The sequence below is a fragment of the Kitasatospora sp. NPDC057940 genome (assembly GCF_042887425.1).
Classification (GTDB): Bacteria; Actinomycetota; Actinomycetes; order Streptomycetales; family Streptomycetaceae; genus Kitasatospora.
This window is the reverse complement of sequence record NZ_JBHVPH010000056.1, coordinates 1-25,802: the sequence shown is the minus strand read 5'-3', so window position 1 is coordinate 25,802 and position 25,802 is coordinate 1. Positions and strand designations below refer to the sequence as shown.

21 protein-coding genes are annotated in these 25,802 nt (G+C 73.9%); 9 read left to right on the top strand and 12 right to left on the bottom strand.

Annotation, left to right across the window (positions count from 1 at the left end):
* Window positions 1-47: 47 nt before the first annotated feature.
* A complete protein-coding gene (locus ACFVTF_RS38105; protein WP_371521133.1) occupies window positions 48-1,040 on the bottom strand; it encodes an esterase/lipase family protein in 993 nt (330 codons plus the stop codon).
* Window positions 1,041-1,154: 114 nt separating this feature from the next.
* On the opposite strand from ACFVTF_RS38105, the gene ACFVTF_RS38100 reads away from it, so the two are divergent.
* On the top strand, window positions 1,155-2,609 hold the full coding sequence (locus ACFVTF_RS38100) for a PucR family transcriptional regulator (protein WP_387818831.1): 1,455 nt from the start codon (window positions 1,155-1,157) through the stop codon (window positions 2,607-2,609).
* Between the two features lie 51 nt (window positions 2,610-2,660).
* Here the strand turns inward: ACFVTF_RS38100 and ACFVTF_RS38095 are convergent, their stop codons facing one another.
* Window positions 2,661-3,416: a DapH/DapD/GlmU-related protein gene (locus ACFVTF_RS38095; RefSeq protein ID WP_371521127.1), complete on the bottom strand. Its 756-nt coding sequence runs from the start codon at window positions 3,414-3,416 to the stop codon at window positions 2,661-2,663.
* Window positions 3,417-3,584: 168 nt separating this feature from the next.
* Between ACFVTF_RS38095 and ACFVTF_RS38090 the strand changes: the two genes are divergently transcribed.
* A complete protein-coding gene (locus ACFVTF_RS38090; protein ID WP_387818829.1) occupies window positions 3,585-4,346 on the top strand; it encodes a maleylpyruvate isomerase family mycothiol-dependent enzyme in 762 nt (253 codons plus the stop codon).
* Window positions 4,347-4,429: 83 nt separating this feature from the next.
* On the opposite strand, the gene ACFVTF_RS38085 is transcribed toward ACFVTF_RS38090, so the two are convergent.
* Together ACFVTF_RS38085 and ACFVTF_RS38080 are read right to left on the bottom strand one after the other, a co-directional pair.
* Window positions 4,430-5,203: an enoyl-CoA hydratase family protein gene (locus ACFVTF_RS38085; protein WP_387818827.1), complete on the bottom strand. Its 774-nt coding sequence runs from the start codon at window positions 5,201-5,203 to the stop codon at window positions 4,430-4,432.
* Window positions 5,204-5,373: 170 nt separating this feature from the next.
* Complete coding sequence (locus ACFVTF_RS38080) at window positions 5,374-6,825, bottom strand: MFS transporter (protein ID WP_387818825.1); 1,452 nt, start codon at window positions 6,823-6,825, stop codon at window positions 5,374-5,376.
* A 119-nt stretch (window positions 6,826-6,944) separates the two neighbouring features.
* On the opposite strand from ACFVTF_RS38080, the gene ACFVTF_RS38075 reads away from it, so the two are divergent.
* On the top strand, window positions 6,945-7,931 hold the full coding sequence (locus ACFVTF_RS38075; protein WP_387818823.1) for an ArsR/SmtB family transcription factor: 987 nt from the start codon (window positions 6,945-6,947) through the stop codon (window positions 7,929-7,931).
* Window positions 7,932-8,141: 210 nt separating this feature from the next.
* Window positions 8,142-10,445 (top strand): glycosyl hydrolase family 18 protein, encoded by a 2,304-nt coding sequence (locus ACFVTF_RS38070; protein WP_387818821.1) that lies wholly within the window; start codon window positions 8,142-8,144, stop codon window positions 10,443-10,445.
* Between the two features lie 140 nt (window positions 10,446-10,585).
* On the opposite strand, the gene ACFVTF_RS38065 is transcribed toward ACFVTF_RS38070, so the two are convergent.
* Window positions 10,586-11,899: a geranylgeranyl reductase family protein gene (locus ACFVTF_RS38065; protein ID WP_387818819.1), complete on the bottom strand. Its 1,314-nt coding sequence runs from the start codon at window positions 11,897-11,899 to the stop codon at window positions 10,586-10,588.
* 403 nt (window positions 11,900-12,302) lie between these two features.
* Between ACFVTF_RS38065 and ACFVTF_RS38060 the strand changes: the two genes are divergently transcribed.
* Window positions 12,303-13,667, top strand: coding sequence for a dipeptidase (locus ACFVTF_RS38060; protein WP_371521110.1), 1,365 nt, complete (start codon window positions 12,303-12,305; stop codon window positions 13,665-13,667).
* On the opposite strand, the gene ACFVTF_RS38055 is transcribed toward ACFVTF_RS38060, so the two are convergent.
* Window positions 13,643-14,482 carry a DUF4184 family protein gene (locus ACFVTF_RS38055; RefSeq protein WP_387818817.1) on the bottom strand — a complete coding sequence of 280 codons (840 nt, stop codon included), beginning with the start codon at window positions 14,480-14,482 and terminating at the stop codon, window positions 13,643-13,645. The two genes, ACFVTF_RS38060 and ACFVTF_RS38055, sit on opposite strands and share 25 nt — an antisense overlap.
* Window positions 14,483-14,623: 141 nt before the next feature.
* Window positions 14,624-15,691 (bottom strand): NUDIX domain-containing protein, encoded by a 1,068-nt coding sequence (locus ACFVTF_RS38050; protein ID WP_371521105.1) that lies wholly within the window; start codon window positions 15,689-15,691, stop codon window positions 14,624-14,626.
* A 465-nt stretch (window positions 15,692-16,156) separates the two neighbouring features.
* Between ACFVTF_RS38050 and ACFVTF_RS38045 the strand changes: the two genes are divergently transcribed.
* Window positions 16,157-17,059, top strand: a complete 903-nt coding sequence (locus ACFVTF_RS38045; protein WP_387818815.1) for a PfkB family carbohydrate kinase — start codon at window positions 16,157-16,159, stop codon at window positions 17,057-17,059.
* Window positions 17,060-17,221: 162 nt separating this feature from the next.
* Here ACFVTF_RS38045 and ACFVTF_RS38040 read toward each other — a convergent pair whose 3' ends face one another.
* The 5 genes from ACFVTF_RS38040 to ACFVTF_RS38020 form a co-directional block, all read right to left on the bottom strand.
* A complete protein-coding gene (locus tag ACFVTF_RS38040; protein ID WP_387818813.1) occupies window positions 17,222-18,145 on the bottom strand; it encodes a C40 family peptidase in 924 nt (307 codons plus the stop codon).
* Window positions 18,146-18,456: 311 nt separating this feature from the next.
* Entirely contained in the window at window positions 18,457-19,875 is a 1,419-nt protein-coding gene (locus ACFVTF_RS38035; RefSeq protein ID WP_387818811.1) for an acyl-CoA synthetase, read from the bottom strand.
* Between the two features lie 180 nt (window positions 19,876-20,055).
* The gene (locus ACFVTF_RS38030; protein WP_387818809.1) at window positions 20,056-21,018 is read right to left on the bottom strand and encodes an electron transfer flavoprotein subunit alpha/FixB family protein; all 963 of its coding nucleotides are present in this window, start codon (window positions 21,016-21,018) and stop codon (window positions 20,056-20,058) included.
* Window positions 21,019-21,066: 48 nt separating this feature from the next.
* On the bottom strand, window positions 21,067-21,852 hold the full coding sequence (locus tag ACFVTF_RS38025) for an electron transfer flavoprotein subunit beta/FixA family protein (RefSeq protein ID WP_363585624.1): 786 nt from the start codon (window positions 21,850-21,852) through the stop codon (window positions 21,067-21,069).
* 267 nt (window positions 21,853-22,119) lie between these two features.
* Window positions 22,120-22,521: a thioredoxin family protein gene (locus tag ACFVTF_RS38020; RefSeq protein ID WP_371522955.1), complete on the bottom strand. Its 402-nt coding sequence runs from the start codon at window positions 22,519-22,521 to the stop codon at window positions 22,120-22,122.
* Window positions 22,522-22,735: 214 nt separating this feature from the next.
* Here ACFVTF_RS38020 and ACFVTF_RS38015 point away from each other — a divergent pair, with 214 nt between their 5' ends.
* The 3 genes from ACFVTF_RS38015 to ACFVTF_RS38005 all read left to right on the top strand — a co-directional run bounded on the left by ACFVTF_RS38015 (window position 22,736) and on the right by ACFVTF_RS38005 (window position 25,691).
* Window positions 22,736-23,161, top strand: coding sequence for a DUF4395 domain-containing protein (locus tag ACFVTF_RS38015; RefSeq protein WP_371521092.1), 426 nt, complete (start codon window positions 22,736-22,738; stop codon window positions 23,159-23,161).
* 267 nt (window positions 23,162-23,428) lie between these two features.
* On the top strand, window positions 23,429-24,199 hold the full coding sequence (locus ACFVTF_RS38010; RefSeq protein WP_371521090.1) for a lysophospholipid acyltransferase family protein: 771 nt from the start codon (window positions 23,429-23,431) through the stop codon (window positions 24,197-24,199).
* A gap of 232 nt (window positions 24,200-24,431) precedes the next feature.
* The gene (locus tag ACFVTF_RS38005) at window positions 24,432-25,691 is read left to right on the top strand and encodes a TolB family protein (RefSeq protein ID WP_387818807.1); all 1,260 of its coding nucleotides are present in this window, start codon (window positions 24,432-24,434) and stop codon (window positions 25,689-25,691) included.
* Window positions 25,692-25,802: the final 111 nt, after the last annotated feature.

The window sequence follows — 25,802 nt, the reverse complement described above, 5'->3', positions numbered from 1 at the left end:
GCCCGGGAGGGAGGCCTCCCGGGCCGCGGCGTTCCGACGGGTGCGGATCAGCCGCAGAACACCGGTGTGGCGTGCGCCGGATCCAGGGCGTTGGTCACCAGGTGCAGCGCCGTCGGCGAGAACGCGATCGCCACGTGCTCGGCGAGCGTGATCGGGCAGTGGTTCTGCAGCACCTCGTTGTCGACGGCCGGGCCGGTCAGGAACTGGGTCCGCCACGGGGTGACGACCTCGTCGTACACGGTCGAGATCACCGTGTAGCTCACGCCCGGCACGGTGTCCGGGCGGGAGGCCATCGTGCGGTTGAAGTCGGAGCCCACCGCCTGGTCGCGGCAGGCCTGGCAGACGGTGTAGATCAGGTCCGCGACGCCGGGGAAGTACGGCACGAGCTCGGTGATCCCGTCGAGCGTCGTGCCGTGGTTGGACGGCGCCAGGCCGACCAGCCGGCCGACCTTCGCGGCGCCGCCGAGGAACTTCAGGTAGTAGTTCGGCAGCATGCCGCCCTGCGAGTGCCCGACGATGTCGACCTTGGCCGCGCCGGTCGCCTTCAGCACCAGGTCGACGAACCGCCCGAGTTGGGCGGCCGACTCGGGCACCGGGCCCAGGCCGCCGATCGGCAGCAGCAGGCCGCTGCCGCTGGAGGTGACGCCCGGGATGGTGCCGTAGTCGAGCGCGAAGACGCAGTACCCGAGGCCCTTCAGCAGCGGGGAGAGGGCGAGCCAGTTCTCGTAGCGGTTGGCGAAGGTGCCGTGCACGAGGACCACCGGATCGGGGTGCGCGGCGCTCGGGCGGCAGTTCCAGTCGTTGGCGCCGGGCGGCGAGGCCACCGAGTCACCGTCGGGCGGCAGTTCGGCGGAGGCGGAGGTGGCGGCGGCGGCGATGGAGCGGGCGGCGGCGGGCGCGACGGAGGGGGACGTCGCGGCGCTCGCCGGGGCGGCCGACGCGCCGACCAGCAGCGCGCCCGCCAGGACGGTCGCGCCGATGGCCCCGCCGAGCCTGCGGCGCACGGGAGTTGCGGAGAAGCGGAGAAGTGGGGTTCTCAACTGTTGCCTCCACGGCGGAAGTTTGTTACCAACAGGTAACCCGAGTGGCTCCATCATGCGGTCGCCCCTCCGGCCCGGCCCTTGGGCGTTCCCCAGACCTGGACGGTGTTCTCTGTGACCGGTCACAACGCACCCGCCGCCTCGCCCGGCCGCTCACCCGACGCCACACCCCGCTCCGAGCCGCACTCCGCGCCCACCGCCGCCCCCGACCTCACACCCGACCGCACCCCCGCCCGTACACCCGTCCGCGCGCCCGACCACTCCGCCGACCACTCCGCCGACCGGACGCCCGGCTGGCGCGTCCCGGTGATCGGCGGCCGACCGGCCGACCAGCGACTCCTGGGCGGTGTACGCGAGTTGGCCGAGAGCGTGGTCGCCGCCCTGCTGGACCGCGTGCCGGTGTACCACCGCCTGCCCCGCGAACAGCTCACCGGCGAACTCACCCGCGACACCGAGCGCCGGATCCGCGCCCTGGCCCACGCCGTCCGCACCGGACTCCCCGCCCCCGACGAGGAGTTCGCCGCCGTCCGGGAGGCCGCCGCCCGCCGCGCCGAGGAGGGCCTGCCGCTGGACGCCGTCCTGCTCGCCCACCACCTCGGGCTGGAGGTCTGCTGGGAGTTCGTCACCCGGCACGCCCGCGACGGCGACGCCGCCGACCTGCTCGTCCTCCACCGGCTGCTGCTCGACCAGCTCCGCCAGGCCACCACCGCGGCCGGCGCCGGCTACCTCGACGAACGCCGCCCAGCCGGCGACCGGCACGCGGCCGCCCGGCAGTCACTGCTCACCGCACTGCTCGCCGGCACCCCGGCGGACGAGGCCGCCGCCCGGGCCGGACTCCGACTACCACCCCGGTACGCCGTCCTGTGCCTGTCCGTCGCCGACCACCCCGACGAGCACGCCCCCGGCGTCGACCCGGGCATCGCCGGCCGCCGCAAGCTCCGCCGGCTCGTCGCCGAACTCGACCACCGGACACGGCAGTCGGCGATCACCGCGCTCACCCCCTCGGGCGGCCTGGTGCTCGTCCCGCTCGGCCCGCCCCCGGAGGCCCCGCCGGAGCGCGCGCCCGGGCGGCCCGGCACGCCCGCCGAGCTCCCGTGGCAGCACCTGGCCGCCACCGTCGCCGCGGCCGCCCGGGCCGGGGGCGTCCCCGTCCTGGCCGCAGCGGCGGCCGCCGCACCGGGCGAGGTCCCCGGCGCGGCCGCGCTCGCGTACGAAGTCCTGGACGTGGCCCGCGCGTTCGACCGCCCACCCGGCCTGTACCGGCTCGACGACGTCCTGCTCGAATACCAGCTCACCCGCCCCAGCCAGGCCCGCTCCCGGCTCGCCGCACTGCTCGAACCGCTGGCCGACGGCGGCGAGTTGCTCACCACCCTGCGCACCCACCTGGCCGGCGGGCTCAACCGGCGACACACCGCGGGCGCCCTGCACCTGCACCCGAACACCGTCGACTACCGGCTGCGCCGGATCGCCGCCCTGACCGGCCTCGACCCCGCCCGCCCCGCCGACGTCCTGCGGATCACCGCCGCCATCGCCGCCCGCGCCGCCGAACAGGCCCCCGCCGTCCACTAGGGCGTGGCCGGCCGACGACACCCGCGCCACCGGGACGGCGGCGCGGGTGCATCAGTCCTGCTCCCCCGGCAACCGCAGGTCCCACCCCACCAGGGCCCGCAGTTGCTCCGCCGTCACACCGTCCGGCACCGGCTGGGGCGCGTCGTGGCGCAGCGGCGGCTGCCAGCCCTCCTCCGCCGTCCACCGGCGGACCACCTTGGCCGGCGCTCCGGCCACCACGCTGTGGTCGGGCACCTCGCCGCGCACCACCGCGCCCGCCGCGACCACCACGTTGCGGCCGATCCGGGCCCCCGGCAGGATCACCGCGCCGGTGCCGATCCAGCTCCCGGCGCCGATCTCCACCGGTTCGTTGCGCGGCCACTGCTTGCCGATCGGCAGGTCGGTGGACCGGTACTCGTGCGCCTGGTCGGAGATGTAGACGCCGGGCCCGGTCCACACATCGTCGCCGAGGACGATCGACTGGTGGCCCACGATGTGGCTGTCCCGGCCGATCACGCAGCCGCCGCCGATCCGCACGATCGGCTCGGGCCCGAGGTCGAGGCCGGGCAGGAAACCGGCGCTGATGGTGACCCGCTCACCGATGATCGAGAACGGCCCGATGGTGATCCACTGCTCGTTGAAGACCGCGCCGAGCGGGAACGCCAGCGTCGTACCGTCGCCCAACTCGCCGAACCGGTACGGGCCCGGGCTCTGCCGGGTGACCGCGCCGGTCCGCTGTACCCAGCGCCAGCCCCGGTGGACGAGGCGGCCGGCGGCACGGCGGCCACCGGCTCGGACCGCGGAGAGCAGCGAACGGGTTATCGGCATGAGCTCACGTTACCGGCCCGTAGGGTCCGGCCGGCGGCCGGGCGGTCAACATCACACCGGCCCCGCACCCGCCCTGGCCTGCGGCCTCCCGCGGCCGGGCCCGGGCCCCCGCCCGGGCGGGTCCGAAAACCGCGACCGACGGCGGGCTCCGGTGCCACACTCCCTCCCATGGAGATCACCGAACACATCGACGCCCTGCGCCGCGAGGGCACCCTGCTCGCCGAGGCGGCCGCCCGGACCGACCTCGCCGCCCCCGTACCGACCTGCCCGGACTGGAGCCTGAACGACCTGGTGAGGCACGTCGGGAACGTCCACCGCTGGGCCGCCGCCTACCCCTCCCAGGGCCTGCCCGCGCCCCTCGACGAGGACGGCAGGCTGGCCGTGATCGGGCCGGCGCCGTCCGACGCGGCACTGCTCGACTGGTTCCGCGAGGGCCACGCCGCCCTGGTGGACGCGCTCACCCGGGCCCCGGCCGACGTCCAGTGCTGGAGCTTCCTGCCGTCGCCCAGCCCGCTCGGGTTCTGGGCCCGCCGCCAGGCGCACGAGACCGCCGTCCACCGCGCCGACGCCGACGCGGCGGCCGGCACCGAGGGCCCCCGGGTGGACACCGCCCTCGCCCTCGACGGCATCGACGAACTGCTGAGCGGCTTCGTGGCCGGCAGCCGCTCCCGGCTGCGCAGCGAACGGACCCGCACCATCGGGGTCCGGGCCACCGACGGCCCCGGCTCCTGGCAGCTGACCATCACCCAGGAGCCGCCGACCGTCGGCACGGGCGGCGGCGCCGAACCGGCCGACCTCACCCTCACCGGCCCCGCCCACGACCTGTACCTGCTGCTGTGGAACCGGCTCCCGATCGGGCCCGCACAGGTCGAACTCGACGGCGACGAGGCGCTGCTCGAACTCTGGCGCACCGGCGCGGCCATCGGCTGAGGCCGCAGTGCTCCCAGCGCATGGCGCGCCGCGCGCTGGGAGCAGCCGAGGGTGGAGCGGCCCGGGGGTGGAGTGGCCAGGGGTCAGCGCACCCAGCGCGCGGGCCGCTTCTCCAGGAACGCCCGCATCCCCTCCTGCGCCTCCGCCGACCCGAACAGCCGCGCCGACAGCTCCACCAGCCCCTCCGCGTCCCGCTCGAAGGACCGCGCCACCTCGGCGTTGGCCAGCCGCTTGGACTCCGCCAGCCCCTGCGGGGAGCCCTGGCGCAGCGCGTCCAGCAGGCCCTTCAACGCGACCCCGGTGTCCTCGGCGGACTCGGTGGCGCGGGTGATCAGGCCGATCCGGGCGGCTTCGGCGGCGTCGAAGACCTCGCCGGTGAGGTAGTAGCGGGAGGCGGCGCGCGGGTCCAGCTTGGGGCGCAGCGGCAGCGAGATCACGGCGGGCGCGAGGCCGAGCCGGACCTCGGTGAACGCGAAGGTCGCGGCCGGCCCGGCGAGGGCGAGGTCCGCCGCGCCGATCAGGCCGAGGCCGCCGGCCCGGGCGTGCCCGTCGATCACGGCGATCACCGGCTTGGTGCAGTCGACGATCGCCCGCTGCAGCTCGACCAGGCCGCGCGGGCCGACCGTCGGGTCCGCGCCGGTCGCCTCGGACAGGTCCGCACCCGCGCAGAACACCTTGCCGGTGTGCCCGAGCACCACGGCCCGGACCTCCGGGTCGGCCGCGGCGACCGCCAGACCGGCGTGCAGTTCGGCCATCAGCCGGGTGGAGAGTGCGTTGCGGTTGTGCGGCGAGTCGAGGGTGATCGTGGTGACGGCGTCGGCGGTGGTGACGCGGACGAGGGGCTCTGCGCTGGTCATCGGCGGGGCCTGCCTTCCGGCTGAGGGTGGGTCGGACTGCGGCGCCGCCCCGGGTGCCCGGGCGACGCCCGCACGACTCTGGCACGCCCACCCGCCCCTCGGCCAGGGCCAATCCGGCCCGAGGTGCTGATCGGGATCGAGGTCCTCGCGCCCGTCCGGGAGCGGCCGCGTCACCGGCCCCCGGCGTGCCCTCCCCGTCGTCCGGCCCACCGGACGGCGGGGCCCATCGCCAGGCCGGCCGCCGCCAGTACCGTGCCCAGGACGACCCAACCGGCCAGGCCGAACCCGATCACGGCGGTGCTGACCAACGCCGGACCGGCCATCATCGCCGCCGCCGAACCCGCGTTGTACACGCCCTGATAGGCGCCGTGGTCACGCTCCCCCGCGAGGTCGTAGCTGAGTGCCCAGCCGCCGGCCTGGCCGAACACCTCGCCCAGCGACTGCAGTGCGATGCCGCCGAGCACCACCAGGGCGGCGACGATCGCGGGCAGGCCGTGCGCGAGGCCGATGACCAGGCACGAGGCGGCGAGCAGCAGCCCCCCGCGGCCGCAGAGCCGGGCGGCCGTCGACCGGTCCTCCGTCCCCCGGGTGGCCCGCACCTGAAGGGCGATCACCAGCAGGGTGTTGACGATCAGGGTGCCCGCGACGGTGATCCGGGGCGCCTCGGTGTCATGGATGATCCACAGCGGCACGCCGACCTCCAGGACGGCGAACTGCAGGGCGAGGACCGCGTTCAACACCGTCACGACCAGGAACGGGCCGTCCCGCAACGCCGGATTGCGCCGCTTGCCACGCCCGGCACCGTCGGCCTCCGGTCCCACGCGCGGCGCGGCCGGGGCCGCGCGCGCGAGGACGGGGAGACGGTGGAACAGCACGGCGACGACCGCGAAGGAGGCGGCGTCGGCCAGGATCGCCGTCAGATAGGCCGGCCTGGTGTCCACCTGGAGCGCGATCGCGCCGAGCGCCGTCCCCAGGCAGATGCCGACGTTGGTCACCACCCGCAGGTAGGCCCGGCCCGCCACCCGGCGGTCGGGCGGCAGCACCTCGGCGTAGAGCGCGTTCCGTACGGCTGCGGCGCCGCGGTCGACGGCCGAGACCCCGCAGGCCAGCACCACGAAGGCCGGATAGCTGTGCACGAGCGTGTACCCGGCGGTGCCGACCGCCTGCGCCGCGACCAGCACGACCAGCACCGGCCGGGCGCCCCAACGGTCGGCGGCCCGGCCGGCCGGCACGCTCGCGACGACCCCGCACAGGCCGGCGGCGGTCAGCCCGAGCCCCAGCTGGGCGGCGCTGAGACCGAGCACCCGGGTGAAGAACAGCACCGCGACGGACATGGACAGGCCGCTGCCCATCGTGTTGACCAGGGTGAGCCCGGCCAGCCGACGGACCATCGGGTCGGGGTGCAGCCGCCGTCGCACGGCGCTGACGAGCCCGCCGCCGGCCTGCGGGCCGGCGGGGTCTCCTGGGTCCGCGACGTCTCCGGGGTCTGCGGTCGCTGCGGCGTTTCCGGTCGTCGCGGGGTCTGCGACCGTCGCGGTGCTTGCGGTGGTTGCCGTGATGGCGGCGCCTCCGGGCATGGCGGGGTCGGGTCCGGACGTCTCCGCCGGCGAGGTGGTGGTCATGTGCTGATCACACCGCCTGACGGTCCGGGTCCGGTACTCCTTTAGGCTCTGGCTAAAACCACGCGCCCCACGCACCCCGGCCCCGGCGCCCATGCGCCGCGTCGCAGGAGACCACCCCCGTGCACCGCTTCACGCTCAGCCTGGCCGACCTCGCCACCACCTGGTTCGCCGTCTCCCCGATCCAGGAGGCCTCGCTCAGCCTGCGCATGTGGACCCACCCCGGCGTCTACCAGCTCCAGACCCCGGCCTTCGAACGGCTCCGGCCCGTCTTCGAACGGCTGGACTCCACGCTGCTGCTGTCACTCATCTCCGGGAACCGCTGGATCCCCGACTTCCTGACGCCCCGCCCGGCCTCGCCCGCCGCCGACTTCCGCACCGAGCTGGCCACCGTCCGCGCGCTGCCGCCGGAGCAGCTGCGCCCCGAACTGGAGCAGGTCTTCCTGCCGCACGGACTGCCCCTGCCCGCCGGGCTCGCCGCCGGACTGGCCGACCCGGAGCGGCTGTTGCAGCGGATCGCCGACGCGCTGGAGGAGTACTGGGAGGTCTGCCTCGCGCCGTCCTGGTGGCCGCAGGCCCGTGCGGTCCTGGACGCCGACCTGGTCTACCGGGCCCGGCTGCTCTCCCAGCACGGTGCGGCGGCGCTCTTCGCCGACCTGGACCACCGGCTGCACTGGGAGGACGGCGTCCTGTCGATCAACCGCCGGTGGACGGACTGGGACGGGGAGACCGCCGTCGACGGCCGCGGCCTCGTCCTCATCCCGACCTTCTTCGCCCGCGGCGCGATCACGATGATCAGCAACGAGCGTGCGCCGCAGATCAGTTACCCGGCACGCGGCCAGGCGGGCATGGCCGCCCCGAGGACGCCGGTGCCGCCACGCGCGCTGGAGGCGCTGGTCGGCGCGCCGAAGGCCCGACTGCTGGCCCTGCTCGCCGAACCCGCCTCCACCACCGACCTCGCCTACCGGCTGGGCGTCACCCCCGGCGCGGTCAGCCAGCACCTGTCCGTCCTCGCCGCCACCGGCCTGGTCACCCGGGCCCGGCACGGCCGCTCGGTGCTGTACCTGCGCAGCCCGCTCGGTGACGAGCTGACGGGGGCGAACAGGTGACGGAGTTCGCCCCCGCCATCCCCCCGACCGGCCCGCACCGCCCCGACCGATCCTCCAACTCCCCAGTGGTACAGACCTGTTGACGCATTGGTCCAGTCCTCCTACAGTGCCCATGCCCCGTCTCCCCACGGCGCGGGCACCCCTCGCACACGCACCAAGCACCGCGGTTCTACGTCACCCTGTCCAACCCCCACAGCCACAGGGAGAACCATGTCCGCTCGATCCCGGGCCAGGCGCCCGCGCGTGCGCAGCAGACTGCTGGCACTGCTCTCCGTCCTGCTCCTGCCCCTCGCCGCGCTCACCGCGCTGGCCACCCCGGCGAACGCCGCCGGAAAACTCACCGCCACCTTCACCACCGCCGACAACGGCTCCTGGTGGCAGGGCACCTACATCGTCCACAACGACAACGCCGCCGCCGTGACCGGCTGGACCCTGGAGTTCGACCTGCCGGTCGGCGTCACCATCGGCAACAGCTACAACGGCACCGCCACCGTCAACGGCCGGCACGTCACCGCGACCAACGCGTTCTACAACGCCACCGTCAACGCCCACGGCACCACCGAGCCGTACAGCTTCTGGTTCGTCGGCAACGGCCCGGTCGCCACCCCCGCCAACTGCCGTGTCAACGGCGACAAGTGCGACGGCACCGCCGACGTCCCGCCGTCCGCGCCGGGCACCCCGGCGGTCACCGAGTCCACCGCGCACACGCTCGCACTGACCTGGCCGGTCGCCACCGGCGGGGACTTCCCGGTCGCCTCCTACGACGTGCTCAACGGCGCCGTCGTGGTCGGCTCCAGCACCACCACCAGCGCCCTGCTCACCGGGCTCACCCCGGCCACCACCTACACGCTGACCGTCCGGGCCAAGGACAGCCGAGGCAACACCGGACCGCTCAGCCCGCCCGTCACCGCCGCCACCTTCGACCCGTCGACCGACCGGGTCCCGCCCACCGCGCCGACCAACCTCCGGACCACGGCGATCAGTTCGTCGGACATCACGCTCGCCTGGAACGCCGCGACCGACAACGTCCGGGTCGCCGCGTACGACGTCTACCAGGGCGGCACGCAGGTGGCGACGGTCAGCGGCAGCACCCTGACCGCGACGGTCGGCAGCCTGTCCCCGTCCACCACCTACACGTTCACCGTGAAGGCCCGCGACCCCGCCGACAACACCTCCCCCGCCTCCGCCCCGCTCACCGCTACCACCTCGGACCTGGTCGGCGCCGGAAAGTACGCCCGGGTCGGCTACTTCGTCCAGTGGGGCATCTACGGCCGCCAGTACTTCGTCAAGAACCTCGACACCTCCGGCAGCGCGGCCAAGCTCGACGTCGTCAACTACGCCTTCGAGAACATCGATCCGGTCAACCTGACCTGCCTGGCGGGCGTCACCAAGGGCACCACCGCCAACCCGCAGGACCCGGACCAGGGCACCGGCGCCGGTGACGCCGACGCCGACTACGCCCGCCCGATGAGCGCCGACCAGTCGGTGGACGGCGTGGCCGACGACGGCTGGGGCAAACTCCGCGGCAACCTCAACCAGTTGAAGAAGCTGAAGGCCAAGTACCCGAACCTGAAGGTGGTCGTCTCACTCGGCGGCTGGACGTACTCCAAGTACTTCTCGGACGTCGCCGCCACCGACGCGTCCCGCCAGAAGTTCGTCAAGTCCTGCCTCGACGTGTGGATCAAGGGCAACCTGCCGGTCTACAACGGCGCCGGCGGCGACGGTGTGGCGGCCGGGATCTTCGACGGCATCGACCTCGACTGGGAGTGGCCCGGCTCCGCCGACGGCCACGCGGGCAACCACTGGAGCGCCAACGACAAGGGCAACCTGACCCTGCTGCTGGCCGAATTCCGCAAGCAGCTCGACGCGTTGGGCGGCTCCCACAAGCTGCTCACCGCCTTCACCCCGGCCGACCCGGCGAAGGTCGCCGCGGGCTGGGACCTCACGAAGATCTTCAGCTCGCTGGACATCGCCAACGTCCAGGGCTACGACTTCCACGGCTCCGGCAGCGACAACTCCTGGGAGCCCAACCGCACCGGCTCCCAGGCCAACCTCTACGCCGACCCGAACGACCCGTACAACTTCCACTTCAGCGTGGACGCGGCGGTCCAGACCTATCTCGGCGCCGGGGTCAACCCGCGCAAGCTCACCATCGGCTTCCCGTTCTACGGGCGCGGCTGGCAGGGCGTGGCGGACGGCGGCGCCTCCGGCGTGTGGCAGTCCGCGAACGGCGCGGCCCCGGGCCAGTTCAGCGAGGAGGCCGGCACCCGCGGCTACAACAACCTCATCACCGGCGTCCCCAACCTGACCGTGTACCACGACCCCAAGTCCATTGCGACGTACGGCTACACCGGAGCCGGCGGCCAGTGGTGGACCTTCGACGACGCCTGGTCGATCACCCAGAAGACGGCCTACCTCAAGTCGAAGAACCTGCTCGGCGGCATGATCTGGGAGATGTCCGGCGACACCCCCTCCGGCACGCTCATCAACGCACTCGACTCCGGGCTCAAATAGCCGGAGGGCACGGCCCGTTGGGCCGGTAGGGCAGCAAGGGCCGGCGCTCCGCGAACGACGGAGCGCCGGCCCGCGCCTCAGGTGCGCGCATCAGGTGCCTGACGGACCTTCCCGGCTGCCAGGGCAGCATGCGCCTCCCGTCACCGGGACGCCATCGCCGCCAGCTTCCTGGCCGCCCGGTACTGCCGGAGCACCTGCGCGAAGGTGGTGTGCCCCTGGGTGGTCCGGGCGAAGGCCCGCCAGGCCGGCGCCACCAGGCAGACCGCCGCGTGGAACAGGTACGGGCGCCGCTCGAAGGCGCCCAGCAGCTGCTTGCCGGCGCGCATCTCCACGCCCAGCCCGGCCTTGATGGCGAACGCGTAGTTCAGCGCCTCGCGCCGCACGTCCGCCGCCTTGCCCGACTCCGCGACCTTCACCGCCCACTCGCCGGCCAGCCGGCCCGAGCGCAGCGCGTAGGAGATGCCCTCACGGGTCCACGGCTCCAGCAGTCCGGCCGCGTCCCCGGCGACCAGCACCCGGCCACGGGCGAGCGGCGAGTCCTCGGCCCGGCAGCGGGTCAGGTGCCCGGACTCCACGCTCGGGGTGAAGCCGGACAGCCCCAACCGCCGGATGTAGTCGGCGAGGTACTGCTTGGTCCGCTCGCCGTCGCCGCGCGCCGAGATGACGCCGACGGTCAGGCTGCTCGACTCGGTCTTCGGGAACACCCAGCCGTAACTGCCGGGCAGCGGGCCCCAGTCGAGGTGGATCCGGCCCGACCAGTCCGCTGCGACCTGCGGCGGGACGGGGATCTCCGCCTCCAGGCCGAGGTCGATCTGGTCGAAGGTGACGCCGACGTGCCGGGCGATCCGGCTCGCGCTGCCGTCCGCGCCGACCACCGCGCGCGCCTCGAAGGTGCGTCCGTCGGCGGCCGTCACCAGCGCCGTCCGGTGCTCGCCGCCGCGCTGCTCGACGCCGGTGACGGTCACTCCGGTGACCAGCACCGCCCCGGCCTGCTTGGCCGCCTGCACCAGGCGCAGGTCGAACTCGTCCCGGTTGACCAGGCCGAACAGCATCCGCCGGGACCGACGCGTCCGGGTGAACCGCCCGTCGTAGGCGAAGGTGACGGCGTGCACGCGGTCCTGCAGCGGAAGCCGGAAGTCGGGCGGCAGGCTGTCCCGGGACGGGCCGATGATGCCGCCGCCGCAGGTCTTGTAGCGGGGGTGCTCGGCCTTGTCGAGGAGCAGCACCCGCCGGCCCTGGACGGCGGCGGCGTGCGCGGCCGAGGCTCCGGCCGGTCCGGCGCCGACCACCACGACGTCCCAGACGCCGTCGAGCGGCTCGGGCGCCGACCGGCCGACCCTCGGCGTGGCCTCGGCTTCGGCCTCGCTCTCGGCTTCGGACTCGGACCCAGCCTCGGTATCGGCTTCGAACACCGTCTCGGCCTCGGTCTCGGGCGCCGTCCCGGTCTCGGACACCGTCTCGGGCGCCCCCTCGGACGCCTCGCCTGACGGCTGACCTGACGACCGGCCTGACGGCCGGCCTGACGGCCGTCCGGGTACCTCGGCGTCGAGCGGCGAGGCCTCGGTGTCGAGTGGGCTGCGGGAATCGGAGCTTCCGGAGTCAGTCACGTCGAGCAATCCTATGCGTCCGCCGAGCCCGCCGCTGGCCGCGCCGCCCCGAACGCCAGACCGAACCCGGACCGAATTCGGATCGAACCCGGACCTACCCGTCGGGCCGATCCACCAGACGGTGCGCCGGCCGGGATCGCCTGGCGAAACCACCCAATCGGACTGTTCGAGTCCGCCTATGATCGACGGTACCCAAACCGCCCCTCCGCCCGCACCACCCCTCGGGCGAAGCCTTCCCCTCGGAGCCCCGATGTCACAGCCGCTGGCCGACGCCGTCCGGTCCCTGATGGACCGTGCCCGCACCGACCTCGCCGAACTGGTCGCCTTCCCCTCGGTCGCCGACCCGCGCCAGTTCCCGGTCGAGGAGTGCGAGAAGGCCGCCCGCTGGGTCGCCGACGCCTTCGCCGCCGAGGGCCTGACCAACGTCCAGCTGCTGGACACCCCGGACGGCACCCAGTCCGTCTACGCCGAACTGCCCGGCCCCCAGGGCGCGCCGACCGTGCTGCTCTACTCGCACTACGACGTCCAGCCCCCGCTCGACGAGAGCGCCTGGCTCAGCCCCGCCTTCGAGCTGACCGAGCGTGACGGCCGCTGGTACGGGCGCGGCGCCGCCGACTGCAAGGGCAACATCCTGATGCACCTGACCGCCCTGCGGGCCCTGCGGCAGGTGTACGGCGACGGCTACCCGGTCAGCCTGAAGATCATCGTCGAGGGCTCGGAGGAGCAGGGCACCGGCGGCCTGGAGCGCTACGCCGAGGCCCACCCCGAACTGCTCGCCGCCGACGCCATCATCATCGGCGACACCGGCAACTTCGCCCCCGGCCTGCCCACCGTGACCGCCTCGCTGCGCGGCATGACGGTCGTCGAGGTCGCGGTCACCACCCTGGCCGGCAACCTGCACTCCGGCGCCTTCGGCGGTGCCGCCCCGGACGCGCTGCAGTCGCTGGTCCGGATGCTCGCCTCGCTGCACGACGAGCACGGCGACGTCGCGGTGGCCGGACTGGCCGGCGGCCAGACCTGGAGCGGTGTCCAGTACCCGGAGGAGCAGTTCCGCTCCGACGCCAAGGTGCTCGACGGCGTCGCCCTGACCGGCACCGGCACCATCGCCGACCGCCTGTGGGCCCGCCCCGCGATCACCGTCCTCGGCATCGACGCCCCGCCGGTGATCGGCGCCACCTCCTCCGTCCAGGCCGCCGCCAAGGCCCTGGTCAGCCTGCGCGTCCCGCCGGGCAGCGACCCGAACGCCGCCCAGGACGCGCTGGTCGCCCACCTGGAGGCGCAGATCCCGCTCGGCGCCCGTCTGACCGTCGAGCGCCAGGGCACCGGCGCCCCGTTCAACGCCGACACCACCGGCCCGGCGTACGAGGCGATGGGCGAGGCCATGGCCGAGGCCTTCGGCACCGAGATGGTCGCCTCCGGCGAGGGCGGCTCGATCCCGCTCTGCAACACGCTGCGCTCGCTCTACCCGAAGGCCGAGATCGTGCTGATCGGCGTCGAGGAGCCGACCACCCAGATCCACGCGGTCAACGAGAGCGTCGACCCGCAGGAGCTGGAGCGGATGGCCCTCTCCGAGGCCCTGTTCCTCCGCCGCTACGCCGAACTGCGCTCGGTCTGACGCACGTTGGTCCGGGGGCCGCCGTCGGCGGTCCCCGGCACCGGCCGCCCGCCCCGGAACCTGCGGGCGGCACCCGCCACCACCGCGTAACCGACCGCGCCCACCGCGAGCCCGGCCCCGGCGCCGAAGCAGAACTCCGGGATCAGGTTCCGCCGCAGCGGGACCAGCCGGTGCAGCACCCCGACCGCCGTCGCCGCGCCCAGGGCCGCGACGGCGGCGCGGCGCGCCCGGGGAGCGAGTGCCACGGCCGGGCGGACCGGCTCCACGCCCCGCGCCGCCCGCACCGCCCAGCCCGCCATCGCGGCCAGGGCCAGCGCCGAACTGCCGTACTGCAGCGCCGAGTAGAGCGGAACCCCGGCCACCTCCCGGTCCAGCACCGGCAGCAGCCGGACACCCAGCCGGCCCTCGTGGGTGAACGCGTCCCAGCCGACGTGGGTGGCCGCACCGATCGCCGCCGACGCAACGAACCACGCCGCCCCCGTACCCGCCCCGCCCCCGGCGGGCCGCCGGACCGTCAGTGCCTCGGCCGCGCCCGCCCACCGGTCGGGCAGCAGCGCCACCAGCGGCGCGCGCAGCAGACCGTGCCAACCGGCCACCAGCGCGCCCGCGATCGCGACGTCCAGCGTCGGCACGGCCCACCAGCGGTGCGTCAGACCGCCGTGGCCGTACACCCCGGGCAGCAGCGACTCGGCGAAGAACGGGACGTCGGGCGCCATCGATCCGGCGACCAGCGCCGAGGCGACCAGCGGTCCGCGCTCACCGGCGGCGCGCAGCAGGGGCAGGACGGCGGCGGGGTGGCTCAGTGTGAACGGCATGCCCCCCATCCTCCCGCCCCCGCCGGACCATCGGCCAACGACCTGGGCCGTCGGCCGACACCCGGAGCGCCGGCCACCGCCTCTGGACGGCCCGGCACCCAGAGCGGCCCGACACCCGGGCTCGCCAGGCGCCCCAGGCGGCTACGCCGCGTCGGCCGTACTGGCCAGGCCGAGCGCGACCCGGCGGCCCGCCTCCAGGTAGCGCAACTCGCCGCTGCGGCGGGCGTCCAGGGCGGCGGCGAGGCGGCGGTAGCGGCTCGGGGGCAGCAGGTCTGCGGCCTCGTCCAGGGTGACGAAGCGCCAGTCGCGCAGCTCCTCCGCCTGGAGCAGCAGGTTCTGGCGGGCGGGGGCGTCCAGTTGACCGCCGTCGTACATCAGGCGCAGGCCACCGCGGCGCGGGCCGGTGCGCGGCTCCCAGTCGACGGCGAGCAGGCGCAGCCCGGTCGGGTCGAGCCGCAGGCCCAGTTCCTCGGCGGTCTCGCGCAGGGCCGCGTCGGTGGGGGCCTCGCCGCGCTCGACCACGCCTCCGGGGAAGTCCCAGTCGGGTTTGTAGACGGGGTCGACCAGCAGGACGCGGTCCTGTTCGTCGAAGAACAGGACGGCGGAGGCCACGGTGTCCCCGGTCGGGTCGGGGGTCTGGACGATCGGGCAGCGGGCGGCGCCGACGCGGACCAGTTCGGCGATCCGGTGGGCGGTCTCGCGGGGGGTGAGCTCGCTGGTGTCGAGCATCCGGGCGTCCTCGACCAGCCAGCGCCGGGCGGCCCGGTAGCGGGCCACGTGCTCGAAGCACCACGTGCGGACCCGCTCGCTGGCCTCCGGATCTCCCGGGCACTCGTCGCGGTGGGCGATGCGGTGACGCAGGATCGTTTCTTCTGGGTCCAGGACGAAGTGGTGCACCGCTATGCCGTGGGAGGCGAGGTCGCCGAAGATCTCGTCCCGGTAGTCCTCCCTGAGCAGGGTCATCGGGACCACCAGCGGGCCCGCGACCTCACTGAGCAGCGCGGCCGCCGTCTCGGGGACGAGCCGGCGCCAGGCCGCCAGGTCCTGGAAGTCGGACACCGTCGCCAGCCGGTCGGCCGGGAGCATCCGGCGCAGGCCGAAGCCCACCAGCTCGGGATCGAAGAGCACGCTCCCGGGCAGCAGTTCCACCAGCTCGCGGCAGGCACTCGTCTTGCCCGCCCCGAATGTGCCATTGACCCAGACGATCACAACGTCCCCTGCCCTCGACTTGCCCCGATGCCGTTCGCACCGGGCAGCGCCCCCGTCGGCCGAACCAGCGCCACCCGTGGTGGTACCCGCGCCACGCCGCTCCCCATACCTCCCCACCGCGCCCGCCGTTGCGCCCCGCTCCGCCCCTTGACAGGGGCATGTGCCCAGGCCAGCCGCCTTCCGGGAGAAATATGTAGACCGGTCTACATCAAAGTTGCACCCCGCTCACACCCTGCACGCACAGGAAGTCGGCCCGTCCGACTTCCTGTGCGCCATCATCACCCCAGATCACCTCGCATCACCCCCTCCACCCGACTATGTAGACCGACCGACAGATTCCTCTCGGCAATATCTAGACCGGTCTGCATAATTCAGTAGACCGGTCGACATATTCTTCCCCGCGCCCCTCGCGCGCCCCCCGGCGCCCGCTTGCGCCGCGCGCACCCCAGCACGTACAGAGGAACGATGAAGCTGCTCCCGGTCGGCCGCGTCATCGTCATCGGCTCGGTCAACGCCGACCGAATCCTCCGCTGCCCCGTCCTCCCCGCCCCCGGCGAGACCGTCCTCGCCACCGCCGCCACCCAGGGGTTCGGCGGCAAGGGCGCGAACCAGGCGGTGGCGGCCGCGCGCATGGGCGCCGCCGTCCACCTGGTCGCGAAGGTCGGTCGCGACGCCGACGGCGAAGCCGCGCTCACCGACCTGCGCGGCGCGGAGGTCGAGACGGGCTCCGTGCTCACCCACCCCGACGCGCCGACCGGGCAGGCGATCGTCATGGTCGACCCCGCCGGCGAGAACAGCATCGTCGTCGTCCCCGGCGCCAACGCCCACCTGACCGCCGCCGAGGTCACCGCCGCACTCGCCCGCCTGCACCTGCTCCCCGTCGACGTGCTCCTCACCAGCGGTGAGGTCCCCGAGGAGTGCATCCGCGCGACCGCCGCCGCCCTGCCGGCCGACGGCACCCACTGGGTGCACAACGCCGCCCCGGCCGGCTCGCTCCCCGACACCGGTCCGACCGGACGCCGCCCCCTGGTCGTCGCCAACGCCGTCGAGGCCCGCCAGCTGACCGGTGCCCCCACCGTCGAGGAGGCCGCCCGGGCCCTCGCCCGCCGCGCCGACGGCGTCGTACTCACCCTCGGCGGCGAGGGCGCGCTGGTCGCCACCGAGGGACGGTCGGCCCGACTGCCCGCCCCCGCCGTCCAGGTCGTCGACACCACCGGTGCCGGCGACGTCTTCTGCGGCGCCCTCGCCGCCGGACTCGCCCACGGCGCCGACCTCCCCGCCGCGGCCGCCACCGCCGTGGCCGCCGGCGCCTTCGCCGTCACCGCCCTGGGCGCCCGCGGCGCCCTCCCCCGCCCGACCGACCTCTGACCAGCCGCTTCCCGACGGGCTCCGGCGGGCCGGGCCCACCCCCGGTGGGGGCGCCCGGGCCACAACTCCCGAACGCCCCGGCTCACGCGCCTAGGACGTGTCTGAGCAATTCCTGCCGGGCGCACGACGCGAATTGTCAGACACGCCCTAGCAGCACCCGGCCTACGGCCGCCCCATGTACGACGGGTAGTAGCCGCTGCTGATCCCCGAGATCCGGATCAGCGTGCCCGGCCGCGCCGCCTCGACGTACTGGTTGTTGCCCAGGTAGATCGCCACGTGCTGGATGCCCCGCTTGGTGCCGTTGGGGGACCAGAACAGCAGGTCGCCCCGGCGCAGCTGGCCGGCGCTGATGGGCGTGGTCGCCGCGTACTGGTCGTTGGCCACCCGCGGCAGGTTCACCCCGCCGCGCCGGAAGGCCTGCTGGACGAGGCCCGAGCAGTCGTACCCGTCCGGCCCGTTGCCCGCGGTCCGGAACGGCTTGCCCAGCTGGCTCAGCGCGAACTGCACGGCGGACTCGACGTTCTGGTCCCCCGCCACCGCGCCGCCGGCCGAGCCCGACGAGGACGATCCGGACGACCCGGACGACGACGGGGATCCGCCCCCCGTCCGCGCCACGTACACGTCGTAGTGCGTGGTCCAGCGCCACTGTCCCTTGCTGTTCTTGAACCAGTACCGCGACCCGTCCCACCCCTGCTTGATCCCCCCGCTCGACTTCGTGCCCGTCGACGGGGCCTTCGCCGCGGAGGAGGATCCGCCCCCCGTCCGCGCCACGTACACGTCGTAGTGCGTCGTCCAGCGCCACTGCCCCTGACTGTTCTTGAACCAGTACCGCGACCCGTCCCACCCGGCGTGCGCCGGTGCGGACTCGGCGGCGGCGGGGCTGACGCCGGGGCCGACGCCGATCACACCCGCACCGGCCACGATCACGGCCGCCATGCCTATCCCCCGGCGCACCCGGGCGGCCCGCGAGGGACGGACGGGGCGGACCGGGCGGACGGCGGCCGCCCGCTGGTCGACGGTGGCGGCAGCGTGCTGCCCGGTCGGTTCGTCGGCGGCACCCGGCGCGCCGGTGTTGACGGTGGTCATCCTGCTGTCTTCCCTCACTGCTGCGAACTGCCACCACGGGGGCGGCTGCGGAATCGGCTACGGACACGCACGTCCCGGTGAGACGGCACGTACGGCTCGGCAGACCCCACCCGGCATGCCACGGCCTCCGGTCGTGCGACCGGGAGCCGTGGCATGCCGCCCAGGGATTCAGTTCTGCCTGCGTGTCACGGTAGGCACGCGTCCGCTCACGGCGCGCAGTGGAGTGAGCCAATGGAAGGGTTCACGGCCGGTGAGCACCGACGGGGCATCAGGGTGAAGGCCAGTCATCGGGCCGCTCGCCCGACGCCCCCTCATCCCTGCCGGTCCGCCTCCGCCAACAGCTGCTTCTTCAGCACCTTCCCCAGCGCGTTCCTGGGCAGTTCGGGCACCAGCACGACCCGGCGCGGCCGCTTGTGCGCGGACAGCCGCTCCGCCACGAAGGCCGTCAGCTGTTCCCCCGTCACGGCGCCGTCCGGGATGACGTACGCGACGACGGCCTGCCCGAGGTCCTCGTCCGGCGCACCGACCACCGCCGCGTCGGCGACCGCGGGGTGGTCGCGCAGCGCGGCCTCCACCTCGCCGGCGCCGATCCGGTAGCCGCCGCTCTTGATCAGGTCGACGGAGGCGCGACCGACGATCCGGTGGAAGCCGTCCTCACCGATCACGGCGACGTCCCCGGTGCGGAACCAGCCGTCCGCCGTCCAGGCCTCGGCATCCGCGTCGGGCCGGTTGAGGTACCCGCTGAACAGGGTCGGCCCGGCGACCTGCAACTCTCCGACGCTCTCGCCGTCGGAGGACACCGGCTCGCCGTCCTCGCCGACCAGCCGGGTGCGCACCCCGTCCAGCGGCAGGCCGACGCTGCCGGGCCGGCGCTCGCCGTCCGCCCGGGTGCTGACGGTGATCAGCGACTCGGTCATCCCGTAGCGCTCGATCGGGGCGTGCCCGGTGAGCGCGGCCAGCTTCTCGAACACCGGTACCGGCAGCGGCGCGCTGCCGGAGACCAGCAGCCGGGCCGAGGCCAGCCGACCCGCCACCCCGGGGTCGGCCGCCACCCGGGACCAGACGGTCGGCACCCCGAAGTACAGGCTGCCGCCCGCGGCCGCGTACCCCTCCGGGGTGGGCCGCCCGGTGTGCACGAGCCGGCTGCCGGTTCGCAGGGCGCCGAGGACGCCGAGGATCAGTCCGTGGACGTGGAACAGCGGCAGGCCGTGGACGAGGGTGTCCTCGGCGGTCCACTGCCAGGCCGCGGCGAGCGCGTCCAGGTCCGCGGCGATCGCCTGGCGCCGGATCACGGCTCCCTTGGGCGCCCCGGTGGTGCCGGAGGTGTAGAGGACGAAGCCGGTGGCGTCCGGCGCGGGCTCGGCGAACGTGGTGGCGGCGCGTTCCGCCGGGTCGACCGGCAGCCCCTGCACCTCACCCGGCACGGTGTCGCCCACGGCGTGCGCGAGCAGCACCGCACCCGAGTCGCGCAGGATGTGCTCGCGTTCCTTGGGCCCGGAGTCGGGCGGCAGCGGCACCACGGGCACGCCCGCCAGCAGGCCGCCGACCACGGCGACGACCGTCTCGACGGCGGGCCGGGCGAGCACGGCGAGCGCGGGCGCACCGGCCACCCGGTCGGCGACGGCGGTCGCCGCGCCCAGCAGCTCCTCGCGGGACAGCGCCCGCCCGTCGATCCGCAGCGCGTCCGCCGCGTCCCCGTAGTCGCCCTGAAGTGCGGTCAGCAGTGCCATGCTTCCGTCCTCGCCCTCGTCTCACGCTGTCGCGCCGACTCTACGGGCCGCACCCGGACCGTCCGTGGGCAGCGGTCACCAGCCGCCGTCCACCTGGCCCGTGCCGGCCCGTGCCGGAAACGCCGGAGGGCGTGGCACCGAATACTCGGTGCCACGCCCTCCGACTGCCCTGTGCGGGGATCAGCCCTTGCGGGCCTTCACCTCGGCGGTCAGCTGCGGCAGCACGGCGAACAGGTCGCCGACCACGCCGTAGTCGACCAGCTCGAAGATCGGGGCCTCCGGGTCCTTGTTGACCGCGACGATGGTCTTCGAGGTCTGCATGCCCGCCCGGTGCTGGATGGCGCCGGAGATGCCGGCCGCGATGTACAGCTGCGGCGAGACCTGCTTGCCGGTCTGGCCGACCTGGTTGCTGTGCGGGTACCAGCCCGCGTCGACGGCGGCCCGCGAGGCGCCGACGGCCGCGCCCAGCGCGTCCGCGAGCTCCTCGACGACGCCGAAGCCGGCCGCCTCGCCGACGCCACGGCCGCCCGAGACCACGATCGCGGCCTCGGTCAGCTCCGGACGGCCGGTCGAGACCCGCGGGGTGCGCGAGGTGACCTTGGCCGCGTTGCCGGTGAACTCCACCGCCACGTTCTCCACCGCGCCCGCGCCCGCCACGGCCTCGGGGGCCACCGCGTTCGGCTTGACGGTGATGACCGGCACGCCCTTCGTCACCTTCGACTTCACCTGGAAGGACGCGGCGAACACCGACTGGGTGGCGACCGGACCGCCGTCACCGGCCTCCAGGTCGATGGCGTCGGTGATGATGCCGGAGCCCAGCCGCAGCGCGACGCGGGCGGCGACCTCCTTGCCCTCGCCGGAGGAGGTGACCAGGACGGCCGCGGCGTCGTTGGCCTTGGCGATCTGGGTGAGGGCGTCCACCTTCGGGACGACCAGCTGGTCGGTGAACTCGGCGCCCTCGGCGACGTACACCTTGGCCGCACCGTACTCGGCGGCCTTGGCCGCGAGGTCGGCGGCGGCGGCACCGGCGCCCAGCACGACCGCGGACGGCTCGCCGATCCGGCGGGCCAGGGTCAGCAGTTCGAGGGCCGGCTTGCGGACCACACCGTCGGCGTGGTCCACCAGAACCAGGATCTCAGCCATGATTCGTTGCTCCTGATCGATCGTTGGATGCGCGAACGGGGGGGGGGACTAGATGAACTTCTGGTCGGCGAGGAAGCCGGCGAGCTGCCTGCCGCCCTCGCCCTCGTCCTTGACGACCGTGCCCGCGGTCCGCGCCGGACGCGCCGCCACCGACTCCACCGCCGTCCACGCACCCGCCAGACCGACCTCGTCGGCCTCGATGCCCAGATCGTCCAGGTCCAGCGACTGGACCGGCTTCTTCTTCGCCGCCATGATCCCCTTGAACGACGGGTACCGGGCCTCACCCGACTGGTCCGTCACCGACACCACCGCCGGCAGCGCCGCCTCCACCAGCTCGGTCGCCGCGTCACCGTCACGACGGCCCCGCACCACACCGCCCTCGACCGACACCTCCGACAGCAGCGTCACCTGCGCCACGCCCAGACGCTCGGCCAGCAGCGCCGGCAGCACGCCCATCGAACCGTCCGTCGACGCCATCCCACCGATCACCAGGTCGAACCCGGTCTTCTCCAGCGCCTTCGCCAGCACCGCCGACGTCCCGATCACATCCGAACCGTGGATGTCCTCGTCGTTCACGTGCACGGCCTTGTCCGCACCCATCGACAGCGCCTTGCGCAGCGCGTCCTTCGCGTCGTCCGGCCCGACCGTCAGCACCGTCACCTCGGCGCCCTCGTTCGCCGCCGCGATCCGCAGCGCCTGCTCCACGCCGTACTCGTCGAGCTCCGACAGGAGGCCGTCCACACCCTCCCGGTCGGTGGTGTGGTCGTCCGCGAACCGACGGTCACCCGTCGCGTCCGGCACGTACTTCACACAGACAACGATCCTCAAGCTCACGGCCTGTCTCCTGTACTGGTCTCGTCCGGCGGCTGCGGCTGTGCAAGCGGGGCGCGAACACGGTGCGCGCCCGCTCCGGGCAGCGGGTTCCCGTGCCGGTCCGGAACTTCCTGGCAGCATACTCGGCAGTAGTCCAGTGGTCACTACTGGCCAGTAGCTTAGGTCAGGCGGCTGCACTTCCGTCTGCGCCCATCCTGCCCCAGAGCAGCCCCGACACCACCTGATCGGACTACATATCCGCCGCAGGATCGCCTGGGCCCCCGGCGCTCACACCGCCTCGCCGAGCGCCGCGATCACATCCACCTTCCGCGGCAGTCCGGCCGCCCGACGCACCACCCGACCGCCCCCGTCCAACACCAGGACGGTCGGCGTCCGCAGGATCTCCAGCCGACGGGCCAGCTCCAGCCGCTCCTCGGCGTCCACCTCGACGTGCGCCACCCCGTCGACCATGCCGGCCACCTCCGCGAGCACCCGGCGGGTGGCCCGGCACGGCTGACAGAACGCCGTCGAGAACTGGACCAGGGTCGCCCGCTCACCGAGCGCCCCGCCCAGCTCCGCCTCCGACAGCCGTACCGCCCCGCCGTTGGTGCGCACCCTCAGCCTCCCGTCGTGCCGTGCCCGTAGCAGCCCGGAGGTGGTCGCCGGCGCCGACACCACGACGCACACCACCAACCGGCCGTCCCCAGTCTGCGGCAGCGGCCCCGGGCCTCAAAAGGGAGGTCGACCACCGGGCCGGGCCCGCGTACGATCGCCGGGTGGAATCCGACCGCACCGCACCGCCGTTGCTGACCTCCCGCCGCGTCGTCGACCTGGCCCGGGCCACCACCACCCGCTGTCGCTGACGCGCCCCGCCGCCGCCCGTCGCGACCCTCCCGGAGCCCTCGTGCAGATCGACCCCCGCGGTCCCCGCTTCGCCGCCGCGCTCACCTCGATCGTGCTGGCCGCCGCCCTCATCACCGGCAGCGACGTACTGCTGGCCGTCCAGGCCCTCGTCTTCGCACTCGGCGCGTTCGGCGGCCTGCGGCTCTCCCCCTACGGCTGGCTCTACCAGACCTTCCTCCTCCCCCGGCTGGCCCCGCCCTCCGAGACCGAGGACGAGCGGCCGCCCCGCTTCGCGCAGGGAGTCGGCCTGGTGTTCGCCGTCGTCGGCGCCCTCGGCTTCCTCACCGGGGTGGCCTGGCTCGGCCTGCTGGCCACGGCCTTCGCCCTGGCCGCCGCCTTCCTCAACGCCGCGTTCGGCTACTGCCTCGGCCGTGAGGTCTACCCCTTCGTCCGCCGCGCCCAGGGTCGCGTCGGCGCCGGAGCCTAGCCACCCCTTGGGCCTCCGGCCCTCCGGCACAGAGCGGGGTCTCCAGGTCGCCGGGGAGGGAAAAGTTCCCACCCGAACTCATCACGGAGATCACACCGCGAATATCCGCTTGACCGCACGCCTCAGGTGACAGCAGGCACTCGTTCGGGGGATCATCTCCGTGAATCACCCGTGACCGCCGCGGCGTGCCGCGCTCCGGTCGGCCCCCGCTCAGCGACGCGGGTACCCGCCGTACCGGGCTCCGGCCCGTGGAAGTCAGGACTGACCGTGGCAGAGTTCGTGTACCCGCCGGTGATCGGCGCCGCACTCACCGCCTTCCGTGCGCTCGACGTGCGGATCAAGATCGTAGGCGCCGAGAACATCCCCGCCAGGGGCGGAGCCGTACTGGTCAGCAATCACATCAGCTACCTTGACTTCCTCTTCGCCGGCCTCGGCGCCTACCGCGGCGGCAAGCGCAAGACCCGCTTCATGGCCAAGGACGACGTCTTCAAGCACCGGGTCTCCGGCCCGCTGATGCGCGGCATGAAGCACATCCCGGTCGACCGCACCGACGGACAGCCCGCGTACGAGGCCGCCGTGCGCGCCCTCAAGGCCGGCGAGGTCGTCGGGGTGTTCCCCGAGGCGACCATCAGCCGCTCGTTCATGCTGAAGAAGTTCAAGACCGGCGCCGCCCGGATGGCCGCCGACTCCGGCACCCCGCTGCTGCCCGTCATCCTCTGGGGCACCCAGCAGCTCTGGACCAAGGGCCGCCCGAAGACCCTGACCAAGCGCCACGTCCCCGTCACCATCATGATCGGCGAGCCGATTCACCTGGGCCCGAACGACAAGCCCGTCATGGTCACCAGACGGCTGCGTGCGGCCATGAGCGAGATGCTCGACCAGGCCCAGCGCGAGTACCCCGGCAAGCCCTCCGGCCCGGACGACACCTGGTGGCTGCCCTCCCACCTCGACGGCACCGCGCCCACCCTGGAGGTCGCCGAGGCCGAGGACGAGGCGGAAGCCCTCGCCAAGGCCGAGCGCCGCGCCGCCCGGGGCTGACCGGCCCCGCCCCGGTTCCACCCCGCACCACCGCTCCACGCCGCCACTCCGTGCCGCCCTCCGTGAGACCTTCTACTCCGTGTGACCGACCGAACGCCAGACGTCGCGTGTCGCCCGGTCGCCGACGCTCCCCGTCTGACACAGTGACAGCCCCTTTGAGGGGCCTTCGTCCTGCATCGGAGACGGAGCGAACGCCGGAGAGGTCGGAAAGGTCGGAGCGGATATGACACGGATGACCCGCACACGGCAGTCCCCCAGGTCCACACCCGAGGCCCGCACCCGCGCCAGCGCCGGTGCGGGCCTTCTGCTGCTGAGCGCCCTGCTCACCGGGTGCGGCGCCGAACCCGGTGAGATCCCCCTGTCCGAGATCCAGGCGGACGCCCCCTCCACCGCCGCCGAGTCGACGACCGCCACCGCGAGCCCCGGCGTGGTCGGCGCCGCCGCCGGAACGCCTGCGGCCACCGCGCACAACGGTCTGATCGTCGGCGGAGTCTTCCTCAACACCGCCCGCACCACCAGCGCCATCGTCACCCTCGCACCCGACGGCACCAATTGGCACCAGGTCACCCAGCCGCCCGACCGCACCCGCGACGACCGCCCCGACTGGTCTCCGGACGGCAGCACGATCGCCTTCGACCGGACCGACCCACGGAGCGGCGCCGCCAGCCTCTGGACGGTCTCCACCAACGGCGACGGCGCCCACCAGATCGACCAGCTCTGCGAGACCGGCACCGCCGACTGCACCAACGAGGACGAACGCGCCCCCGCCTACTCGCCCGACGGCAAGCAACTCGCCTTCAGCCGCTCCTGGGGCGCCCTCGACCAAGCCGACAGAAACCAGATCCAGTACTCGGACCTCTACCTGATGAGCCCCGACGGCACCGACGTCCAGCGGCTCACCTTCCTCACCAACGACAAGCCGTACTCCGGGCAGGTCAGCAACCCCAGTTGGTCCCCCGACGGCAAGCAGCTCACCTTCGAGTACCGCACCGGTGCCACCGGTCAGCCCGCCAACAGCCGCGCCATCTACGTCGTCGCCGCGGACGGCACCGGGCTGCGGCAGCTCACCCCGTGGGAACTGCGCGCCGGAGACCGCGCCAACTGGTCCCCCGACGGCACCCAGATCCTCTTCACCACCTACCCGGCCGGCCGCGCCGACGCCCCCGGCGGCGGCATCTACACCGTCCACCCCGACGGCACCGCCATCGGCGCGCTGACCCCCGCCCCGTCCAACGTCTTCTACGGCACCGCGTCCTACGCGCCCGACGGCAAGTCCATCGTGTTCGCCCAGGCCCCCGCCGGCTCCGAGGCCGACCTCTACACCATGCGGCCGGACGGGACGGGCATCGCCCGGCTCACCAACGACAGGGACTCCTGGCTGACCCGGCCGGCGTGGGGAACGGCGCCGGTACCGCCTCAACCCGACGGCCGGTCATCGGCCCAGGCGCAATCGCGACGGTGGGAAGAGGACGAGGAACTCCAGGACGAGTGAACCACAACGCAGAGAGCCCCCATCCGGTTTCCCGGATGGGGGTTCTCTGTGAATGATTGTTCGGCGGCGTCCTACTCTCCCACAGGGTCCCCCCTGCAGTACCATCGGCGC